Raw genomic sequence first — 19105 nt, 5'->3', positions numbered from 1 at the left:
GGTGGGCCTGCAAAGGGGCCGCGGCGGTGTCCCAGGGGAGGATCTGGTCGATTGGAACGCCCGGGTTCATCGCTGGAAGGGGGTGGGCGCGTGGCGGGCGTTGTACCTCTGGTTCCTGAGGAGGTTGGACCCGACGAGCATCGTGGAGTTCGGCTGTGGGGACCCGGCGTTTCTCCAACTCGTTGGGCCGGAGTGGGAGCGAATCGCCATCGATGGGAACGATCGACTGAGGAGCGAATACGAGAAGCTGGGGATCGGTTTCTATCGCATGGATCTGGACCGGGATGGCCTGCCGGCCGAGATTCGGGACATAGGGGTTGCCGTATGTTCGGATGTTTTCGAACATCTGATTTTCCCGGCCTCTCTCCTTGAGAAAATCGAGCATTGCCTGGGACGTAACGGAGTCCTTTTTAGCCATGTGCCCAACGAGTTCCAGTGGCGCCGGACCCTCAGAATCCTACTGGGGCGCCGTGCGGCCGTGTATCACCACGGGGCCGAGGAGTGGAACGATCCCCACCTGCGGCGTTTCACGGATCTGGGCTACCGGCGGTTCTTGGCCCAACGGTTCCGGTACAACCTCAAGATCAACGATCTGCGTTACCGAGGGTGGGCCCGGGTGCTTTCCGGGTGCAGACTCCCGGTTCCCTACGGTCTGGAGGGCGGCCCCACCTATGCGAGCACCAACGACCCCGAGGTGTTCCGGAGGCTTGCTTCGATCAAGGAGAACTTGAGGAGAGACCCTGTGTTCCGGAGATGCCGAGGGGGGCTCGAGGGACTGGAAGCGGGCGGTGGGGGACCGGGGTCGTGAACATCGCCTTCGTCAACGCAACCCGAAAATGGGGCGGGGTGAAGACCTGGACCCTGGACTACGGTCGGGCGCTGCAGGAACGAGGCCACCGCATCGACGTCGTGGCGCGGGAGGGCACCCCGTTCGTGGATGCCTGCCGAAGCGCCGGGTTCCGCGTGCATCCCTTCCGGTTTGGGCCTAAATACAATCCGCTTGCGATTGCTCGGATGGTCCGGATTTTTCGGCGGTGTCGCCCGGACGTGGTCGTCGTGAACATTTCCAAAGATCTGGAGATCGGGGCGGTGGCCGCTCGGTTGTGCGGCATCCCGGTGGTCCACAGGGTCGGGTTGGTGGAGGACTACCGGGGAACGCCGGAGGAACGGTGGCGGCATCGGTGGCTCGTCACCCGGGTGCTCGTCCCCAGCGAACGGATGCGCGACCGTCTGCTGCGCCGGTTCCCTTGGCTGTCCCCCGACGAGATCTGGGCCGTTCCCAACGCGAAATTTCTGGACCGATACCCCGTGCCCCGGGAGAAGGGGGAGGAACCCCTCGTTTTCGGGACGGCGAGCCAACTAAGCCCGAGCAAGGGGCACGAGTTTTTGCTCGAAGCGTTCGCGCGATTGTTGGGCAGCGGCGTGGACGCCCGCCTGCGGTTGGCCGGCACCGGGGAGTTGGAGGCGGCGCTCAAAGCCCGGGCGGACCGCCTGAGGATCGCCAGCAAAGTGGAATTTCTAGGTTTTGTCGAAGACATCCCGGAATTTCTCGCTTCTCTTAGCGTCTACGTCCTCCCGAGCCTCAAGGAGGGCTTCCCGAACTCCCTCCTGGAAGCGGTGTGTGCGGGGCTCCCCTGCGTGGCGACCCGCCTCGAGGGGGTGGAGGAGTTGGTGGGGGACGCCGCACGCCTGTGCGAGCCGGGCGACGCCGAGGCTCTGGCGCGGGCGATGGCCGACCTCGCCCAAGACCCCGGGCGGCGGCGCCGTTTGGGTGAGGCGGCCCGGCGGTTGGCCCGGGACCGGTACGACGTGCGGAAAAACGCGCTCGTTTTGTTCTCCCGCCTTCAGGAGATCACCCAGCCATGAGACGGATCCGGGTCGTGCGGGTGATCCACCACCTCGTGCGCGGCGGGGGGGTGCAGACGCGCCTGACGGAGTTGTTGCCGCGACTGGCGGAGCACGTGGACGTGCGGGTCCTCTGCTACAAGAAGAGGGGCGAACTGGCCGACGATCTGGAAGCCGCGGGCGTGCCGGTGGACCTCGTCCCGAGAGGCCCCAAGTGGTCACCACGGAACCTGGCCACGTTCGCCGGGTACTTCCGGCGACACGGGGTGGATGTGGTTCACACCCACAGTTACACCGCGAACACGATGGGGGTCGTGGCTGCTCGGCTCGCGAGGGTTCCCGTTCGCATCCGCCACATCCACACCCTGATCCCCTGGGGTCGGGAGAGGCCGTACCGGACGGCGTTGCGCAAGGTGGCGGATCGCTGGGCCGCGGGGATGGCCGATGTGACCCTGGCGGTGAGCGCGGCGGCCCGGGACCGTTTCCTCCGGGGGACCCGGCTGCCGGACGCGGCGTGCCGCGTGCTTTATAACGGAGTCGATCTGACCCGGTTCGCGGACGCACGGGAACGGGGCGGGGCCGTGCGCGAGGAGTTCGGAGTCTCTCCCGAAGCGCCGGTGGTCGGCGTGGTGGGGCGTCTGGCCCGGGGGAAGGGCCAATCCGAGTTCCTGAAGGCGGCGCGGATCGTGAAGGAGCGGCGGCCTGAGGCGAGGTTTCTCGTGGTGGGGGAAGGGCCGTTTCGGAAGGAGTTGGAGGAAACCGCCCGGGCCCTTGGGCTGGAAGATCGGGTCGTGTTCACGGGATACCGCCGCGATATTCCCGCGATTCTTGGAAGCCTCGACCTGTTCGTGTTTCCCGGGCTTCCTGACGCCGATGGCAGGATTCCGGACGGGCTTCCCGGCGTGGTCATCGAAGCCCAGGCGGCGGGGGTACCGGTGGTGGCGTTCGATTTGCCAATGATGCCGGAGCTTCTTCCGGCGGATGTGCCGTCCGGGTGTCTGGTCCCCACGGGGGACGTGGAAGCCCTGGCCCGGGCCGTGGAAGGCTTCCTCGACCGTGGGGAGGAGCGGGAACTCTTAGAGCGCGCCGCGAAGCGGAACGCCCAGCGGTTTTCCATTGATCGCTGTGTGGAAAACACGTTGGCGCTGTACGAAGAGTATCTGCGGCGCAAGGTTCCGAGCCGGCCAGCGCGGAGGGGGGAGGGGTAGGTCCGTGCGCCGTCTCAGGGTCGTTCGCGTCTACAAGGGGCTCAAGTCGGGTGGAGGCGTACACAATCGCCTCCTGGAACTCCTTCCGCGCTTGGCCGAGCACGTCGATGTGCGACTGCTGTGCTACCGGAGCCGAGGGGACCGCGCCGAGGAACTGGAGTTCCTGGGAATCCCGGTGGATGTGATTCCCCTGAAACACAAGTGGTCCCCCGCCACGGTGGCCCGGTTCGCCGGTTATCTGGAACGGGTGGGTGCCGAGGTCGTCCATGCCCACGAGTACACGGCGAATACGCTGGCCGTTGCGGCCGCCGTGCGGGCGCGGGTACCGGTGCGCATCCGGCACATCCACTCGTTGACTCCGTACGGGCGGGTCGGCCGACTGAAAGGTTTCCTGCGAAGGCGCCTCGACCGGTGGGCCGCACGGCGGGCCCACCTCACCTGGGCCGTGAGCGAGGCGGCACGGACCCGATATCTTGCGCTTTCCGGGCTTCCCCCGGAGACCTGCGCCGTGCTGTACAACGGCATCGACCTTCGGCCGTTCGAACGGTGCCGGGAGCGGCGCGGTTCCGTGCGCCGGGGTTGGGGGATTCCCGAGGACGATCTCGTGGTGGGCACGGTGGGGCGGCTGTCGGAGGGGAAGGGGCACGAAGAGTTCGTCGAGGTGGCGGCCGCGATTTATTCCCGCCATCCGAGGGTGTGCTTCGTGTTGGTGGGAGACGGGGGCAACCGGCCCCGTTTGGAGCGGCTCGTGGAAGACGCGGGGCTGGGGGGGCGGTTTGTCTTCGCGGGTCATACCAACGACGTCCCGGGTGCCCTCGGAGCGATGGACGTGTTCCTGTTCCCCAGCCGGTCGGAAGGGTTGCCCGGGGCCGTGGTGGAGGCTGCCGCGGCGCGGCTCCCGGTTGTCGGATACCGTCTTCCGTTCATGACGGAAGTGGTCGACGACGGGGTTTCAGGGATTCTTGTCCCGCCGGGGGAGCGGGGGGGGGATGACCTGGTGGAGGGCGTGCAGATCCTTCTTTCCGATCCCGAGAGGAGGGAACGGTTCGGCCGGGCCGCCGCCGCGAGCGCAAAGCGATTTTCCTTAGACACCTGCGTCGAAAAGACGCTCAGGACGTACGAAGACCTCTATGAACGATCGACCCTCTGACGCGAACCCCACGCCGCTGACCGTGGTCCATATCACCAGCTCGACCAACCGCAGCGGGGGAACCCGCCAGGCGTTTCTCCTCGCACGGGCCCAGGCGGACGCGGGTCTGCACGTGATCGTCTGCGCCCCGGAGGAGGCGGCCATTCTGGACTGGGCCGAGAACTCCGGAATCCCGGCGAAGCGGCTTCCCCGTTTGGGATCCCTCTGGTCGCAGTGGCGGGCTTCCCGGGGGGTTCGCCGAATCGTGCGGGAGGCGGCCGCGGACCTCGTTCATGCGCACCACACCAAGGGACACAACGTGGCCCTGTTGGCGACCTTCGGCGGCGGGTTCCCTCCCGTCATCGCCAACCGCGGGGTGCTTTTTTCCGCACGGTTTCCCCTCAAGTTCCGAAGCCCTCGGACCTCGGCGGTGATCACGAACTCCCTGCGGGTGAAACGGGTGCTGGAGTCGGCGGGGGTGGCCGGGGGAAAGATCCACGTGGTCCCCAACGCGCGGGACACTTCCGGCACCGGGGCGACCGAGAGGGCCGACCCGGCCCTGTTGCGCCGGCAGTTGGGGCTTCTCCCGGGCGTTCGGGTGGTGGGCGCGGTCGGTCGAGCCAGGCCGGAGAAGGGGTTTCAGCATCTGATTGAAGCCGCTCCGGCGGTTCTGTCGGCGGTTCCGGACACGTTTTTCCTGTTGGTGGGCGCCGGAACGGAGCGGTTTGTGCCGAGGTTGCGCCGGCTCGGGGTGGCGGATCGTTTCGTTCTGCCGGGCCACCGGGACGATGCCGTGGACCTGATGCGGTTGTTCGACGTGTTCGTCATCCCATCGGTGGACATGGAGTCCGCCCCCAACACCCTGCTCGAAGCGATGAGCGTCGGTGTGCCAGCGGTCGGAACGAACATCGGGGGCATTCCGGAGATTATCGAGGAAGGAAGAACCGGGTACGTGGTGCCGCCCGGGGATCCCGAGGCCCTGGCCCGGGCGGTGGTGCGGCTTCTTCAGGATCCGGAACGCGCCCGGGAGATGGGGGAGGCGGGCCGACGAAGGATCGAGGAAGAGTTCTCCGTGGAGGCGAAGGTGAGGGCGACCCTGGAGGTGTACGAGAAGGTGCTCCGGCAATGCGGGCGACGTCCTTCCTCGTGATCCAACTCCGGCAGATCGGGGATGTGGTGCTCACGACGCCCATCCCGCGGATCCTGAAGGAAGCCCGCCCGGGGTGCCGGGTGGCCTTTTTGACCGAGCGGCCGAGCGATGGGTTGCTGCGGGGAAACCCCCACATCGACGAGATCCTCCTGAACGACCGGAACGCCCCCTGGTGGCGCACCCTCGCCCTGGGCCGCGAGCTGCGAAGGCGACGGTTCGACGTGGTGCTGGACTTCATGGGGAACCCTAGATCGGCGCTTCTGACCCGGCTGTCCGGGGCGCCGATGCGGGTGTCCTACGAAGCCGCGGCAAGGCGGTGGGCCTACACCCACAACGCCGGAAGGGAGGGGGAATATGCCGTTACGGTGAAAAAGAACCTCTTGGGGCCGTTGGGGATCTCGTCCTCCTGGGATCGGCCCGAGATCTACCTTTCGGAGGAGGAACGGGCTTGGGGGGTGGCCCAGCGAAGGGCCCTCATCGGCGAGGGGCGGCGGTTCGTGACGGTGGACCCAACCCACCGCCGGGCCACCCGGCGCTGGCCGGAGGCGCACTACGGGGAGCTCTGCGCCCGGTTGGCGGACTGGGGGTGGACGCCCGTGGTGCTTTGGGGCCCCGGGGAGGAGGGGGTCGCGAGGGCCGTGGTGGAGGCGTCGGGCGGGCGGACCCGGGTCGCGCCGAAAACGAACCTTCGGGAGATGGCGGCCTTGATCGCCGCGGCCGACCTGCACGTGGGCAACTGCTCGGCCCCCCGCCACATCGCCGTGGCCGTGGGAACGCCCACGTTCACCGTGCTCGGGTCCACGAGCGCCGGGTGGACCCACCCGGCCCCCGAGCACACCGAGATCGCCCTCGGCCTCGAGTGCCAGCCCTGCAACCGCAACGAATGCCAGGGGGGCGACCGGGCGTGTCTCGTGGAACTCTCGGCCGATCAGGTGGCCGCCCGGTTGCGGGCATGGACCGACGCGGTCCTGGGATGGGGCGGGGCGTGAAGATCGCCGTGGTGCAGCCCAAGGTGGACCGATCCGGGGGAGCGGAAGCCTACGCCCTGGGGCTTGTGGGCGAACTCGCCCGGCGGGGCCACGAGGTGCACGTGTTCGCGCGCCGGGCCGAGGGGCTTCCGGAGGGCGTGCGGTTCCACCGGGTGCCGTCGGTGGCGTTCGGGCGGGCTCTCAAGACCTTTAGCTTCTGGCGCCTCACCGAACGCCGGGTCCGGCCCGGCGCCTTCGACGTGGTCCACGGGGCCGGGAAGACCACCTGCCAGACCGTGCACCGGTGCGGGGGCGGGGTGCACCGGGCCTATCTGGAGCGGGAGGGGAGGGGGGCCCGGTCGGCCTATGACCGGGTGGTCCTCCGGATCGAAGACCGCCTCTTCTCGTCCCCAGGGCTTCGGGCCGTGGTCTGCCCGTCCCGGTGGGTGGCGGAGGAGGTGGAACGGTTTTACCCCGAGGTGGCGGAGCGGATCCGGATCATCCCCAACGGGGTGGACACGCAGCGGTTCACCCCCGAGGGCCGGGAGGAGGCCCGGGCCGAGGTGTGCGGTGCCCTTGGCCTTTCGGTGGACGCGCGGATCCTTCTGTTTGTGGGGACGAATTTCCGCCTCAAGGGCCTCGACCTGGCGGTGGAGGCGCTGGCGCGCCTTCCCGGAGCGCACCTGGTGGTGGTGGGGGGGGATGCGCCCGGACCGTTCGTCGCCCGGGCCCGGGAGTTCGGGTGCGCCGACCGGGTCCATTTCGTGGGGCCGCAAGGGGAGATGGGCCGCTGGTACCGGGCCGCGGACGTGCTCGTCCACCCCACCCGGTACGACCCCTTTGCGAACGTGTGCCTCGAGGCCCTGGCCTGCGGAACGCCCTTGGTGACCACCCCCAGGAACGGGGTCGCCGATCTCCTCACCGAGCGACAGGGGGCCGGGGCGGTGGTGGACGGGGGAGGCGCGTTGGCAGAGGCCGCCGAGCGACTGTGGGGCGAAGGGGAAGCATCGCGCCGGGAAGCGAGGCGGTTGGCGGAGGCCGCCTCGTTGGGGGCTCACGTGGAACGCATCGAGCGGCTGTACAAAGAAGTCGTGGGGAGTGGGGAATGAGCCGCATCGGAAGCGCAACTCTCGTCAAGGAGGGCCGCCGGGCGCGGTTTGACCGGTACTCCTCCGGGAGGGGGCTTCGGGACGGGACCGAGCACCCGGCGAAGGCGGCGCCACCCGCGGAGGAGTGTCGCAGGCGCCGTCGGTCGGAAGAGGGGGGATTCGCTTCTCCGTCGCACCGCGGCTCCCAGAAAAGGCGGTTGGGGGCCCTCCAGGGGCGGGTGGCCGACGGGAAGGGGTACCCCTTTCCGTTTTTCGTGCGCCGGAACCTCCGGGCGCTGCTGGAGCGGGCGAGGGTTCGGATCGAACGCCGGGGTTCCCTCGGTTACTCTGCGCTCATGAACCGTCTTCGAAAGGGTTCGGAGCGGTGAGGTCGCTCCCCGTCCTGACCTTCCACAGCGTCGCCCCGGCCGAGAGGTTGAATGCGGACCGCCTCGCGGCCCTTCTCTCCGGGGCCGCCCGGCGGGGGCGGGCGGTTGGGTCGGCCGACCTAGACGGCGCGACACCCGGGTTTCTCGTCACCTTCGACGACGGGTTTGCCGACCTGTGGACCCACGGGATCGAGGTGCTGGAACGCTTGGGGATCTCGGCGGTGGTGTTCGTGATCCCGCCCCGGGCGGGGGAAGGGCCGCCGAGGCTCCGGGGGGAGCCCGCCTGGGGGGGATCGGCGACCCAGGCCCACGCCCAGGCGGCCCGGACCGGAGGGGCCCACCCGGCCTTTCTGCGTTGGTCCGAGATGGAGGCCTTGGAGCGAACGGGGCTCGTGGAGGTCCAGTCCCACTCCTGGGGCCACGCCATGGGGTGGGCCTCGGACGAGATCGTGGGGTTTCACCTGGGCCGGGTCGGCCGGACCCACTGGACGCTGCCCCAGTGCACCGGGGGGGACGAACGCCTCGGGATCCCCCTCTACCCCAGAAGATCGGCGCTGGCTTGCCGGCTCTACCGGGACGATCCCGGCGTCCGGGACCATCTGGCCGGATGGCTCGAGGACCGCGGGGGGGAGGCGTACGTCCAGGAACGGGGAGCGAAGCGGGTAGCCGAGGAGTTGCGCCGGGAGGCCCTCCGGTACAAGGAGTCCAGGGGAGAGCGCGGGACCTGGGAGACGGACGAGGAGCGGGAACGGCGCACGGTGGAGGACCTGGTCCGCGCCCGGGAGGCCCTGGAGTCGCGGCTCGGGGGCGTGCGGGACCAACTGGCGCTCCCTTGGGGACACTACGACGAGGTGACCCTGACGTGCGCCCGCAAGGCCGGCATCCGGCGGGTGTACACCCTGGACCGCAAGCCCAACCCGGTGGGGAGGATCGGGTTTCTGGTGCACCGGTTCGAGCCCCGGCCCAAGGGGGCCTGGTGGCTTCGGTCCCGGCTCTGGATCTACCGGTCAACCTGGCGGACGGCGCTCTACGGCATTTTGTCGGGCCGGAGGAACGCCGGATAGGGGAGAAGGGGCCCGGTCCCGTCCCGGGGGCGACAGCCCACCCGCGCTGGCACGGGGAGTGCCGCCGGCGTATGATGTATGTGTAACATCGACGGCCGGACCGAGGGAGGTGTGTCATGCACCGCACGCAGGTTTTGTTGGAGGACCGGCAATACCTTGCCCTGAAGGAGCGGGCAAGGCGGGAAGGGAAAAGCCTCGGGCAGTTGGTCCGGGAGTTCGTGGACCTGGGGCTCGCCAGGGGGAGAACGGGGGGCGAACGCCCCTGCCGCCCCAGCCTCTCCGAGGTTCGCGGCCTGTTTGCCGATGGCCTCGCCCCGGAGGAGCACGACCGCGTCCTGTACGGCGATCCATGATGCCCGATCTGTTCGTCGACACCAGCGCGTGGTTTGCCTTTTTCGACCGGAGAAGCCGGGCCCACGACGCCGTGGCGGATGTGCTATCGGCGTGGAGGGGTCGGCTGATCGTTACCGATTACGTCGTTGACGAGCTTCTGACCTTGGTCCGGGTCCGCGCCGGGCATTGGGCCTCCGTCCGCGTTGGGGAGGCTCTGATCGGGGGCGGCGAGGCGATCGTTGTCACCGTGGAGCCCCGTGACTTTCAGGCGGCGTGGGACCTGTTCCGGGAGCACTCCGACAAGGACTACAGTTTTACGGACTGCACGTCGTTTGTCGTGATGCGGCGTCTTGGCATCGAGAAGGCGGCGGCCTTGGATCCGCATTTTCGTCAGGCGGGGTTCGAGGTTTTCCCTTCGGGCACCCCGCCTGAGCGATGACCACACCGCATCCCTCCCCTCCCGTGAGAATCCTCCACCTGGCCCACGTGCGCTGGTTTAACGCCGAGGCCCAGTACGCGGTGGACCTGGCCGCGGCCATGGAGAAACTGGGGGTGGAGGCGGAGTTTCTCGGCCTCGCCGGTTCCCCGGCCGTCGGCCGGGCCCGGGGCGCCGGGCTTCGGGTCCACGAGGAGGCCGGGTTCAACGCCAAGGGCCTGGCGGCCGTCGCGGCGGTGCCGGCCGCGATGCGGCTGCGGCGCCTTCTGCGGGCGCGGCGCTACGACGCCGTCGAGATTCACCGCCCCGAGGCCCTGCCACTCATCGCCTGGGCCTGCCGGCGGGAAGGGGTACGGGCGGTGCGGGTCCGGGGGGACATGCGGCCGGTGCGGGCCGACCCCCTGAACCGGTACCTCTACCGGAGGGTTCTCTACGGAACGGTTGCCTCCAACACGGCGATCGAACGGTCCCTGCGGGAACGGCTGGGACCCGGGGCGCGCATCGTCACCATCCACGGGGGCGTGGATCCCGGGGTGTTTCGCCCCGACGGCCCCACGGACGACGTGCGCGGCTCGTTGGGGTTTCCCCCTGGAGCATTTCTCGTGGGAATTCTCGGGCGCCTCGGCGAGGTCAAAGGGCACGACCAGTTCCTGGCCGCGGCCCGCATGGCCCTGTCGCGGGTCTCGGGGGCGCGGTTCGTGATCCTGGCCAAGGGGGAAACCCCGCGGCTCGAGGAGTTGCGCCGGCGGGTGGAGGGGGACCCGGTCTTGCGGGGCCGGGTGGGCTTTCTGGGCCACCGGCCCGATCTTCCGGCCGTGCTGCGGGCGTTCGACCTGGGGGTGGTGGCGAGCATCGGGAGCGAGGCGAACTGCCGGGTGGGGCTCGAATGGATGGCGAGCGGGGTGCCGCTCGTGGCGACCCGGGTGGGGGTTTTGCCCGACCTCGTGGCCGAGGGGGAGACCGGGGCCCTGGTGCCCCCGGGAAACGCTTCCGCCCTGGCCGAGCGGATCGTATACTTTGCTGCCCGGCCGGGGGAGGCCCGGGCATGGGGCGAGGCGGCCCGGCGGAGGGTGCTCGAACGGTTCACGATCGAGGGGTGCGCACGGCGCCACCTCGCGTTTCTTTTTCCGGAAGGGTGTTCGGATGAGCACGATCCCCTGGTTTGACGGCCTGGCCCGGGCGGCGTGGGAGAGGTTGGTCGGCCGGCAACTCCGAATCGGCGTCGTGGGCGACCTCATGCTCGACCGGTTCGTCTACGGCGAGGTGGACCGGATCTCCCCCGAGGCGCCGGTGCCGGTGGTGGAGGTGGAGCGCGAGGTGGTGCGGTTGGGCGGCGCGGCCAACGTGGCCCATAACCTGCGGGCCCTCGGGGCCGCCGTGGATCTCGTCGGGGTGGTGGGCCTCGACGGCGCCGCCGAGGAACTCGCGGCCGAGCTGGGCGCCAACGGTCTGTCGGCCGAAGGCCTCGTCCAGGCGCCCGATCGGCCCACCGCGGTCAAGACCCGGATCATCGCCCGCCACCAGCAGGTGGTCCGGTTCGACCGGGAACGGCGGGGGCCGCTTCCCGAGGGCGCGCGCTCCGCGCTGGGGGCGCGGGTGGACGAGTTGGCGCCCCGCTGGGACGGGATCGTGGTGTCGGACTACGGCAAGGGGGTGGTGGACCGGGAACTGGTGGAACGGCTCCTCCGGTGGGGCGCCCGGACCGGGGCCTGGGTGTCGGTGGATCCCAAGCCGGTGAACGCAGCGGCCTATGCGGGGGTGCATGCCATGACGCCGAACACCAAGGAGACCGAGGCCATGGCCGGGGGGCCGGCGCATGACGACGGGGAGGCCGAAGCGGCCGGCCGGGCGCTCCTGGAGCGCCTCGGGCTTCGCGCGGTGGTGGTCACCCGCGGGGAGCGGGGGATGACCGTGGTGGAGCCGGGGCGGGTGACCCACCTTCCCACCCGGGCTCGGGACGTGTTCGATGTGACCGGGGCCGGGGACACGGCTATCGGGGTGTTCACCCTGGCGAAGGCGGCCGGCGCCGACGTGGTGGAGGCGGCGGCGCTCGCCAACGTCGCGGCCGGAATCGTGGTCGGGAAGCTCGGAACGGCCACGGTCAGCCCCGGCGAGGTCGAGGAAGCCCTTGTCGCGGCCGAACGAGCAGGGTGAGGGGCCCCTCGGGCCGAACTGGAAGGCAGCCAGGGGGTCGGCGCCGGGACTGAGATTGCTCCTCCAGCGGGGGAACTGGCACCCCATTCACCGGCAGCCGGGGCGGATCTGCTACCGCGTGGAAACCCCCCGGGGACCCTTTTTCGCCAAACACTACCGGCCGGAAGGTGACCTTCGGGCCGTGTATCTCCTGGGGCTCCAGAGGGTTCCGGCCCGCGCGTTTCACAGGGGCCGAGCCTTGCACGCCAAGGGGCTCGCGACCCCGGCGCCCCTGGGGCTCTATGTCCGGGGCCTCCTCTGGCCGCGGGAGGCGATCCTGGTGACGGAGTGGGTGCCCGGGTTCATCCCCTGGGCGGTCCACGTCCGCCACGGAGCCGGAAACCCTCTTGCGGCGGCCGCTGCTGTCGGCGCCTTGGTGGGCCAGCTCCACCGGTTCGGGTACTATCACGGGGACCTGTCGAGAAACGTGTTTTTCGGGGAGGACGGCCGTGGGATGCGGCCGTTCCTGGTCGATTTGGACGGGTTGCGCCGGCCCCTCACGCGGAGGCGGCGGGTTAAGAATCTGGAGGAACTGGGCCGGGCCATCCGGCTCGAGGACCTAGGCCTCCGGGGGCGTTGGTGGGCGCTACGGGCCTACGGGGGCGTGCTCGGGCTCGGGAGGGCGGAGCTGAGGCGCCTCTGGCGGGAGGGGCGCGCCGCGCAGATCCGGAGGATGGCGAAGAAGAGGAGGGCGCCGTGAGCCGCCCCTCACTGCCGCCGCCCGCGTTTCTGGTGATGGGGATCCTCCTGGCCGCGGGGGAGGACCCCGGGGCGGTCCTGGGCCGGGTCCAAGAGAGCTTCGGACCGGTCCGGGACGCCACGGCCTGGGAACCCTTTACGAGCACGCGCTACTACGACCGGGAGATGGGGACCGGCATCCGGCGGTGCTACCTCTGGCTGGGAGACCCGGTGGACCCGGCGGCGCTTGCCGGGATCAAGGAGCGCACAAACCGCCTGGAGGCCGAATGGGCCGACCGCTCCGGCCGTCGGCGGGCCAACCTGGACCCCGGGCTCCTGGGGCTTATGAACCTGGTGCTCGCCACGGGGAAGCCGGCGTCCCACCGGGTGTACCTGGGCCGGGGCATCTACGCCGAGGTGGAGTACCGGTTCGAACGGGGCTCGTTCCGGCCCCTGGAGTGGACCTACCCCGATTACCGCCAACCCGAGACCATCGCGTTTTTCAACCGGGTTCGGGAGGCCTACCGCCGCTGGCGAAAGGCCCCCGGACCGCCTTCGGAAGGGACGCCCACATGATCCGCAGCATGACCGGGTACGGCCGGGCCGAGGCCGAGGTGTTGGGCCGCTGGCTCACCGTGGAGATCAAGACGGTGAACCATCGGTTCCTGAACTTCAACGCCAGGTTGCCGGGGGACCTCCAGCGGTTCGAGCACAAAATTCTCGCCCGGATCAAGGAAACCCTGCAGCGGGGGCAGGTGAACCTGTTCGCCGGGTGGGACGCGGGGGTAGGGGAGGCTCCGGCCGTCGTCGTGAACCGGGAGGCCGCCAAGCGGGCGGCGGAACTCCTGCGCGAGGTGGCCCGGGAGGCCGGCATCGAGGCCGAGGTGCGCCTGGAGCATCTCCTCGCGTTCCCGGCCGTGACCGAGCCGTCCACCCTGGCGGCCGACGCCGAGGCCCTGTGGGAGGCCGTCTGCGCCGTCCTGGACCGTGCCCTCCAGGACCTGGAGGCGTTCCGCCGCCGGGAGGGGGAGGACCTGGCCCGGGACATGGCCGAGCGGGTGTCGGCGATCGAGGCGCGGGTGGGAGAGATCGACGCCCTGCGGGGCCGGGTGGTGGAGTCGTACCGGGAGCGGCTGCGTCGGCGGGTCGAGGAGCTGGCCCGGGAGGTCCCGGAGGCCGACCTGGAGGCGCGGCTCGCCATGGAGGTGGCGATCCTGGCGGACCGGTGCGACGTGTCGGAGGAGTTGGTCCGGCTCCGAAGCCACATCGACGGATTCCGAAAACTCTTGGATGCCGGAGGGGTTGTAGGTAGAAAGCTCGAGTTCGTTCTCCAGGAGATGAACCGGGAGACCAACACCATCGGGTCCAAGGCCTCCGACGCCGAGGTGGGCCGCCTGGTGGTGGAGATCAAGTCCGAGCTCGAGAAGATCCGCGAGCAGGTCCAGAACGTGGAGTAGGGGCGGTCTTCGGTCGTCGGTCTTCGGTCCGCGGCCGGCAGCCACCGACCCCGACGAAAACGGCGCCGGCGCGCTTTCCGGCTTTCCAGCTTCCTAGCCTCCCTGCCTTCTAGCCTTAACGCCGAGAACCCCATGTCCCACGCGAACTTCGTCCATCTGCACGTCCACACCGAGTACAGCCTCCTCGACGGCGCCATCCGGCTCGGGGATCTCCTCTCCCGGGCCAAGGAGCACCGGCTCCCGGCCGTGGCCGTGACCGACCACGGGGCCATGTACGGCACGGTGGAGTTCTACAAGGCCGCGCTCAAGGCCGGGGTGAAGCCCGTGTTCGGTTGCGAGGTCTACGTGGCCCCCGGGAGCCGGTTCGACCGGAAACCCAACGTCCACGGCGAGACGAACTACCACCTGATCCTCCTGGCCCGGAACCTGGAGGGCTACCGGAACCTCTGCCGTCTCGTGACCGCCGGGTACACCGAGGGGTTCTACTACAAGCCCCGGATCGACAAGGAGATCCTGCGGGAGTTCTCGGGGGGCCTGATCGGGCTGTCCGCCTGCCTCAAGGGCGAGGTGCCCCGGGCCGTGCTCCGGGGCGACCTCGACGGGGCCCGCCGGCTCGCCGAGGAGTACCTGTCGATCCTGGGGGAGGGAAACTACTACTTCGAGCTCATGGAAAACGGCATCCCCGAGCAGCGGCAGGTGAACGAGGTCCTGATCGAGATGGGCCGGACCCTGGGGGTGCCGGTGGTGGCCACGAACGACTGCCACTACCTGGATCGGGAGGACGCGGCGAGCCACGAGGTGCTGGTGTGCATCCAGACCGGCAAGACCCTCGGGGACGAGAAGCGCATGAAGATGTCCACGGACGCCTTCTACGTGAAGAGCCCCGAGGAGATGGCCCGGGAGTTCGCCTACTGCCCCGAGGCGGTCACGAACACCGTGGAGATCGCCGAGCGGTGCAACGTGGAACTCGACCTCAAGACCTACCACTTCCCGGAGTACCAGGTGCCTGAGGGGCAGACGCTGGCCGACTGCCTCGACCGGATGGCCCGCGAGGGGCTGGAGGAGCGGCTCCGGGCGCGCACCTACGCGAGCGCGGAGGAGGAGGCCGAGGTCCGGAAGCGGTACTTCGAGCGGCTCGAAACCGAGCTCGCCACGATCCGGCAGATGGGGTTCCCGGGCTACTTCCTAATCGTGCAGGACTTCATCAACTGGGCGAAGCGAAACGGGGTCCCCGTGGGGCCGGGCCGGGGCTCGGCCGCGGGGAGCCTGGTGGCCTACGCGCTGCGGATCACGAACCTGGATCCCATTCCATACGGGCTTCTGTTCGAGCGGTTCCTGAACCCCGAACGGGTGAGCATGCCCGATATCGACGTGGACTTCTGCTTCGAGAACCGCGACAAGGTGATCCGGTACGTCACCGAGAAGTACGGGGCCGACAAGGTGGCCCAGATCACCACCTTCGGGAAGATGCTGGCCCGCGCGGTGATCCGGGACGTGGGGCGGGTGATGGGGCTCCCGTACGGGGAGGTGGACCGGATCGCCAAACTCGTGCCGGCCCGGCTCGGCATCACGCTCAAGGAGGCGCTCGAGGAGGAGCCGCGTCTGCGGGAGGCCATGGAGTCCGACCCGCGGATCCGGGAGCTGGTGACCCACGCGCTCAAGCTCGAGGGCCTCAACCGCCACGCCTCGACCCACGCGGCCGGGATCGTGATCGGCAACCGCCCCCTCGTGGACTACCTACCGCTCTACCGGGGCCAAAACGGCGAACTCGTGACCCAGTTCGCCATGAAGAGCGTCGAGGCGATCGGGCTCGTGAAGTTCGACTTCCTGGGCCTGAAGACGCTTACGGTGATCACCGACGCCGTGCGGATCGTGAACGAGGGCCGTCCCGAGGGAGAGAAGCTCGACATCGACGCGATCCCGCTGGACGACCCCAAGACCTACGAGCTCCTGTGCCGGGGCGAGACCACCGGGGTGTTCCAGCTCGAAAGCTCGGGCATGAAGGAGCTCATGGTGAAGCTCCGTCCGAGCACTTTCGAGGACATCATCGCGCTCGTGGCCCTGTACCGGCCGGGGCCCCTGGGGTCGGGCATGGTCGAGGACTTCATCCGGAGAAAGCACGGGGAGATCCCCATCGAGTACGAACTGCCGGAACTGGAGCCGATCCTCAAGGACACCTACGGCGTCATCGTGTACCAGGAGCAGGTGATGCAGATCGCCCAGGTGCTGGCCGACTACACCCTGGGCGAGGCCGACCTCCTGCGGCGGGCCATGGGGAAGAAGATCCCGGAGGAGATGGCCAAGCAGAAGGACCGGTTCCTGGAGGGGGCCCGCAAGAAGGGGATCGACCCCAAAAAGGCCGAGAAGATCTTCGACCTCATGGCCAAGTTCGCCGAGTACGGGTTCAACAAGAGCCACTCGGCGGCCTACGCCCTGGTGGCCTACCAGACCGCCTATCTCAAGGCCCATCACCCGGTGGCGTTCATGGCCGCGCTCCTTACCAACGACCGGGCCAACACCGACAAGGTGGTCAAGGACATCGCCGAGTGCCGCGAGATGGGCATCCGGGTGCTGCCGCCCGACGTGAACGAGTCGGATCTTCATTTCACGGTGGTGGGCGACGCGATCCGGTTTGGCCTCGCGGCCGTGAAGAACGTGGGGGAGGCGGCCATCGAGAACGTGCTGGAGGAGCGTCGCAAGGACGGCCCGTTCCGGGGCCTCAGGGACTTCTGCCGCCGGGTGGACCTGCAGAAGGTGAACCGGAAGGTGATCGAGAGCCTGATCCGGTGCGGGGCCTTCGACTCCCTGGGGGGCACACGGGCCCAGTACCTCGCCTACCTGGACCGGTGCATGGAGGAGGCCTCGGCGCTCCAGAAGGACCGGGCCCGGGGCCAGACGAACCTGTTCGAGGCGCTCGCCGCGGCGGCGCCCGAGAGCGGGGCTTCGGCCGTGGAGGACGAACTCCCCGACGTGCCGCCCTTGGGGGCTGGCGAAGATCTCCGGGCCGAGAAGGAGGTGCTCGGCATGTACCTGAGCGGGCACCCCCTGGCCGAGTGGGAGGATCTCCTGCGTTCGGCCACCGACACGCTCATCGGCGAGCTCGGGGAGCGGGCCGACAAGGCCCAGGTCACCGTAGGGGGCATGGTGGCGGCCCGCCGGGTCATCCGGACGAAAAACGGATCACGAATGGCGTTCTTCACCCTGGAGGACCTGACCGGGGCGGTGGAGGTGGTGGCGTTCTCCGAGGTGTTCGCCCGTGCCGAGGATCTCATCCAGGCCGAGGACGTACCCCTCGTGGTCAGGGGAACCCTCGAGAAAAACGAGGAGACGGCCAAGATCCTGGCCGACGAGGTCCTTCCCCTGGAGGAGGCCCCGGAACGACTGACCCGGGAGGTCCACATCCAGGTGAACGCGGCGTTCCACGGCCGGGACGACCTGGAGGCCCTAAAGCGCATCCTCTCGTCCCCGGAGATGCGCGGCACCACCCCCACGGTGCTGCGGATCGTCGTGCCCGAGAAGGCCGAGGCCGTGGTGCGGCTGCCGGAGGCGTACTCGGTTCGGGCCTCGGGCGACCTCAAAGCCCGGGTGCGCGACCTCATGGGGGCCGACGTGGTCCAGTTCCGGTGATGCGGGTTGAGGGCGTCCGGCCGCTGGGGTAGGATCGGCGGCCATGGACGATCGGCATTTGGAACTCCTGTACGAGTTGCACCGCGACGGCCTCAGCCGAAACCGGTTTTTCGAGCGCTTCCGAGACCCGGCCCTGCACCGGGCCTGGCGCATGTACCGGACGCTGCGAAGCCTTCGGGCCGAGGCCGGACGGCCCGGCACGCGGGTGACGTTCCGCCCCCGCAACGGGGGCGAACGGGTGGCGGTGGTGGAGCGTCCGGGGTTCCGGTACCGCCGCCTCGTGGTGCTGCCCCCCTGGGCCGCCCGGTTCTGGGACGAGTTGTGGGGCCCTCCCATCGAGGCCGGCCGCGCCGACCTGCCCCCCCCGCGGTAAGGTTGCCTTCCCCCGGTTTGTGGCCGTGAACTCCCGCCCCCGCGCCTATCTCGACTGGAACGCCTCGGCGCCGCTGCGGCCCGAGGCCCGGGAGGCCTTGCTCGAGGCCCTGGATCGGTTCGGCAACCCCTCGAGCGTCCACGCCGAAGGCCGGGAGGCCCGGGCCGTGGTGGACGGGGCCCGGGACGCGGTGGCGGCGTTTCTCGGGTGCGACCCCGCGGAGGTGGTGTTTACGAGCGGGGGCACCGAGGCCAACGCGCTGGCGATCGGGAGCCTCGCGGCCCACGCCGGGGTGCAGCGGTTCGTGGCCGCGCCCATCGAGCACCCGAGCGTGCTCGCGCCACTTTCGCACCTGGAAGCCGGGGGGTGGGAGGCCCGGTGGCTTCCCGTTACACCGGAGGGGGTCGTCGAGATTCCCCCCGACCTCAGGGGGGAGGGGTTCGGCGTGCTCCAAGCCGCGAACCACGAAACCGGGGCGCTCCAGCCGCTGGAGGCCTTTGCCGCCGCCCTGGGCGGCACCCCCTGGCACTGCGACGCAGTGCAGGCCTGGGGCCGGATCGCGCTCGATCTACGGGTTTTGGGCTGCGCCACGGCGAGCCTTTCCGGGCACAAGCTGGGGGCTCCCAAGGGGGTGGGGGCCCTGTTCGTCCGCAACGGCACCCCGGTGGAGCCGTTGCTGCGCGGGGGCCCCCAGGAGCGCGGCCGCCGGGCCGGCACCGAGAACGTGCCGGGCGTCGCGGCCCTGGGTGCCGCCTGTCAGGCCGCGCTTCGCGACCGGGGGGCGGACGCCCGGTGGATGCGGGGGCTCGCCGAGCGGCTGTGGAACGGCCTGCTCGGGATTTGCCCCCTGGCCGCGCGAAACGGTCCCGAGGAGCCCGACCGGCGCCTGCCCAACACGGTGAACCTGAGCGTGCCGGGGCTGGCCGGGGAGGTCCTGGTCCAGGCCCTGGATCTCGAGGGGGTGGCGGTGTCGGCCGGGTCGGCCTGTGCCTCGGGGGCCACCGAGCCGTCGCCCGTGCTGCGGGCCATGGGACTTTCGGCGTGGAGGGTGGAGGGGGCGATCCGGGTGAGCCTGGGCCCCGGCACCCGCCCGGAGGACGTGGACCGGTTCCTGGAGGCGTTCGCCGCCGTGTGGGCCCGCCTGGGTCGCCCCGCAGGGGGATAGGG

19 protein-coding genes are annotated in these 19105 nt (G+C 69.8%); all 19 read left to right on the top strand.

The annotated features are described in order from the left end of the window. The first annotated feature begins 1 nt into the window (after position 1). The 19 genes from ACYQ8L_RS05310 to ACYQ8L_RS05220 all read left to right on the top strand — a co-directional run bounded on the left by ACYQ8L_RS05310 (position 2) and on the right by ACYQ8L_RS05220 (position 19103). Positions 2 to 808 carry a class I SAM-dependent methyltransferase gene (locus ACYQ8L_RS05310; RefSeq protein WP_459940735.1) on the top strand — a complete coding sequence of 269 codons (807 nt, stop codon included), beginning with the start codon at positions 2 to 4 and terminating at the stop codon, positions 806 to 808. Then, complete coding sequence (locus ACYQ8L_RS05305) at positions 805 to 1866, top strand: glycosyltransferase (protein ID WP_459940734.1); 1062 nt, start codon at positions 805 to 807, stop codon at positions 1864 to 1866. The genes ACYQ8L_RS05310 and ACYQ8L_RS05305 overlap by 4 nt, the downstream gene beginning before the upstream one ends. Beyond that, entirely contained in the window at positions 1863 to 3053 is a 1191-nt protein-coding gene (locus ACYQ8L_RS05300; protein WP_459940733.1) for a glycosyltransferase, read from the top strand. Before ACYQ8L_RS05305 ends, ACYQ8L_RS05300 begins: the two co-directional genes overlap by 4 nt. Positions 3054 to 3057: 4 nt before the next feature. After that, positions 3058 to 4203 carry a glycosyltransferase gene (locus ACYQ8L_RS05295; protein ID WP_459940732.1) on the top strand — a complete coding sequence of 382 codons (1146 nt, stop codon included), beginning with the start codon at positions 3058 to 3060 and terminating at the stop codon, positions 4201 to 4203. Then, a complete protein-coding gene (locus ACYQ8L_RS05290; protein ID WP_459940731.1) occupies positions 4184 to 5332 on the top strand; it encodes a glycosyltransferase family 4 protein in 1149 nt (382 codons plus the stop codon). Before ACYQ8L_RS05295 ends, ACYQ8L_RS05290 begins: the two co-directional genes overlap by 20 nt. Next, positions 5308 to 6321: a glycosyltransferase family 9 protein gene (locus tag ACYQ8L_RS05285; protein ID WP_459940730.1), complete on the top strand. Its 1014-nt coding sequence runs from the start codon at positions 5308 to 5310 to the stop codon at positions 6319 to 6321. The genes ACYQ8L_RS05290 and ACYQ8L_RS05285 overlap by 25 nt, the downstream gene beginning before the upstream one ends. After that, the gene (locus tag ACYQ8L_RS05280) at positions 6318 to 7409 is read left to right on the top strand and encodes a glycosyltransferase family 4 protein (protein ID WP_459940729.1); all 1092 of its coding nucleotides are present in this window, start codon (positions 6318 to 6320) and stop codon (positions 7407 to 7409) included. Before ACYQ8L_RS05285 ends, ACYQ8L_RS05280 begins: the two co-directional genes overlap by 4 nt. After that, positions 7406 to 7777 (top strand): hypothetical protein, encoded by a 372-nt coding sequence (locus tag ACYQ8L_RS05275; RefSeq protein WP_459940728.1) that lies wholly within the window; start codon positions 7406 to 7408, stop codon positions 7775 to 7777. Before ACYQ8L_RS05280 ends, ACYQ8L_RS05275 begins: the two co-directional genes overlap by 4 nt. Beyond that, a complete protein-coding gene (locus ACYQ8L_RS05270) occupies positions 7774 to 8841 on the top strand; it encodes a polysaccharide deacetylase family protein (RefSeq protein WP_459940727.1) in 1068 nt (355 codons plus the stop codon). The genes ACYQ8L_RS05275 and ACYQ8L_RS05270 overlap by 4 nt, the downstream gene beginning before the upstream one ends. Positions 8842 to 8957: 116 nt before the next feature. Further along, a complete protein-coding gene (locus ACYQ8L_RS05265; protein WP_459940726.1) occupies positions 8958 to 9194 on the top strand; it encodes a hypothetical protein in 237 nt (78 codons plus the stop codon). After that, positions 9194 to 9613, top strand: coding sequence for a type II toxin-antitoxin system VapC family toxin (locus ACYQ8L_RS05260; RefSeq protein ID WP_459940725.1), 420 nt, complete (start codon positions 9194 to 9196; stop codon positions 9611 to 9613). Before ACYQ8L_RS05265 ends, ACYQ8L_RS05260 begins: the two co-directional genes overlap by 1 nt. A gap of 23 nt (positions 9614 to 9636) precedes the next feature. Further along, on the top strand, positions 9637 to 10776 hold the full coding sequence (locus tag ACYQ8L_RS05255; protein ID WP_459940724.1) for a glycosyltransferase family 4 protein: 1140 nt from the start codon (positions 9637 to 9639) through the stop codon (positions 10774 to 10776). After that, positions 10754 to 11764 (top strand): D-glycero-beta-D-manno-heptose-7-phosphate kinase, encoded by a 1011-nt coding sequence (gene rfaE1 / locus ACYQ8L_RS05250; protein WP_459940723.1) that lies wholly within the window; start codon positions 10754 to 10756, stop codon positions 11762 to 11764. The genes ACYQ8L_RS05255 and rfaE1 overlap by 23 nt, the downstream gene beginning before the upstream one ends. A gap of 118 nt (positions 11765 to 11882) precedes the next feature. Continuing rightward, entirely contained in the window at positions 11883 to 12503 is a 621-nt protein-coding gene (locus tag ACYQ8L_RS05245; protein ID WP_459940722.1) for a lipopolysaccharide kinase InaA family protein, read from the top strand. Then, the gene (locus ACYQ8L_RS05240) at positions 12500 to 13057 is read left to right on the top strand and encodes a DUF4416 family protein (protein ID WP_459940721.1); all 558 of its coding nucleotides are present in this window, start codon (positions 12500 to 12502) and stop codon (positions 13055 to 13057) included. The genes ACYQ8L_RS05245 and ACYQ8L_RS05240 overlap by 4 nt, the downstream gene beginning before the upstream one ends. Further along, positions 13054 to 13938 (top strand): YicC/YloC family endoribonuclease, encoded by an 885-nt coding sequence (locus ACYQ8L_RS05235; protein WP_459940720.1) that lies wholly within the window; start codon positions 13054 to 13056, stop codon positions 13936 to 13938. The genes ACYQ8L_RS05240 and ACYQ8L_RS05235 overlap by 4 nt, the downstream gene beginning before the upstream one ends. A gap of 132 nt (positions 13939 to 14070) precedes the next feature. Beyond that, the gene (gene dnaE, locus ACYQ8L_RS05230) at positions 14071 to 17565 is read left to right on the top strand and encodes a DNA polymerase III subunit alpha (RefSeq protein WP_459940719.1); all 3495 of its coding nucleotides are present in this window, start codon (positions 14071 to 14073) and stop codon (positions 17563 to 17565) included. Positions 17566 to 17608: 43 nt separating this feature from the next. Then, complete coding sequence (locus ACYQ8L_RS05225; RefSeq protein ID WP_459940718.1) at positions 17609 to 17938, top strand: hypothetical protein; 330 nt, start codon at positions 17609 to 17611, stop codon at positions 17936 to 17938. Between the two features lie 25 nt (positions 17939 to 17963). Then, positions 17964 to 19103 carry a cysteine desulfurase family protein gene (locus ACYQ8L_RS05220; protein WP_459940717.1) on the top strand — a complete coding sequence of 380 codons (1140 nt, stop codon included), beginning with the start codon at positions 17964 to 17966 and terminating at the stop codon, positions 19101 to 19103. The last annotated feature ends 2 nt before the right edge of the window (positions 19104 to 19105 follow it).

This window comes from Deferrisoma palaeochoriense, assembly GCF_054656955.1.
This window is presented reverse-complemented; position numbering and strand designations above follow the sequence as displayed.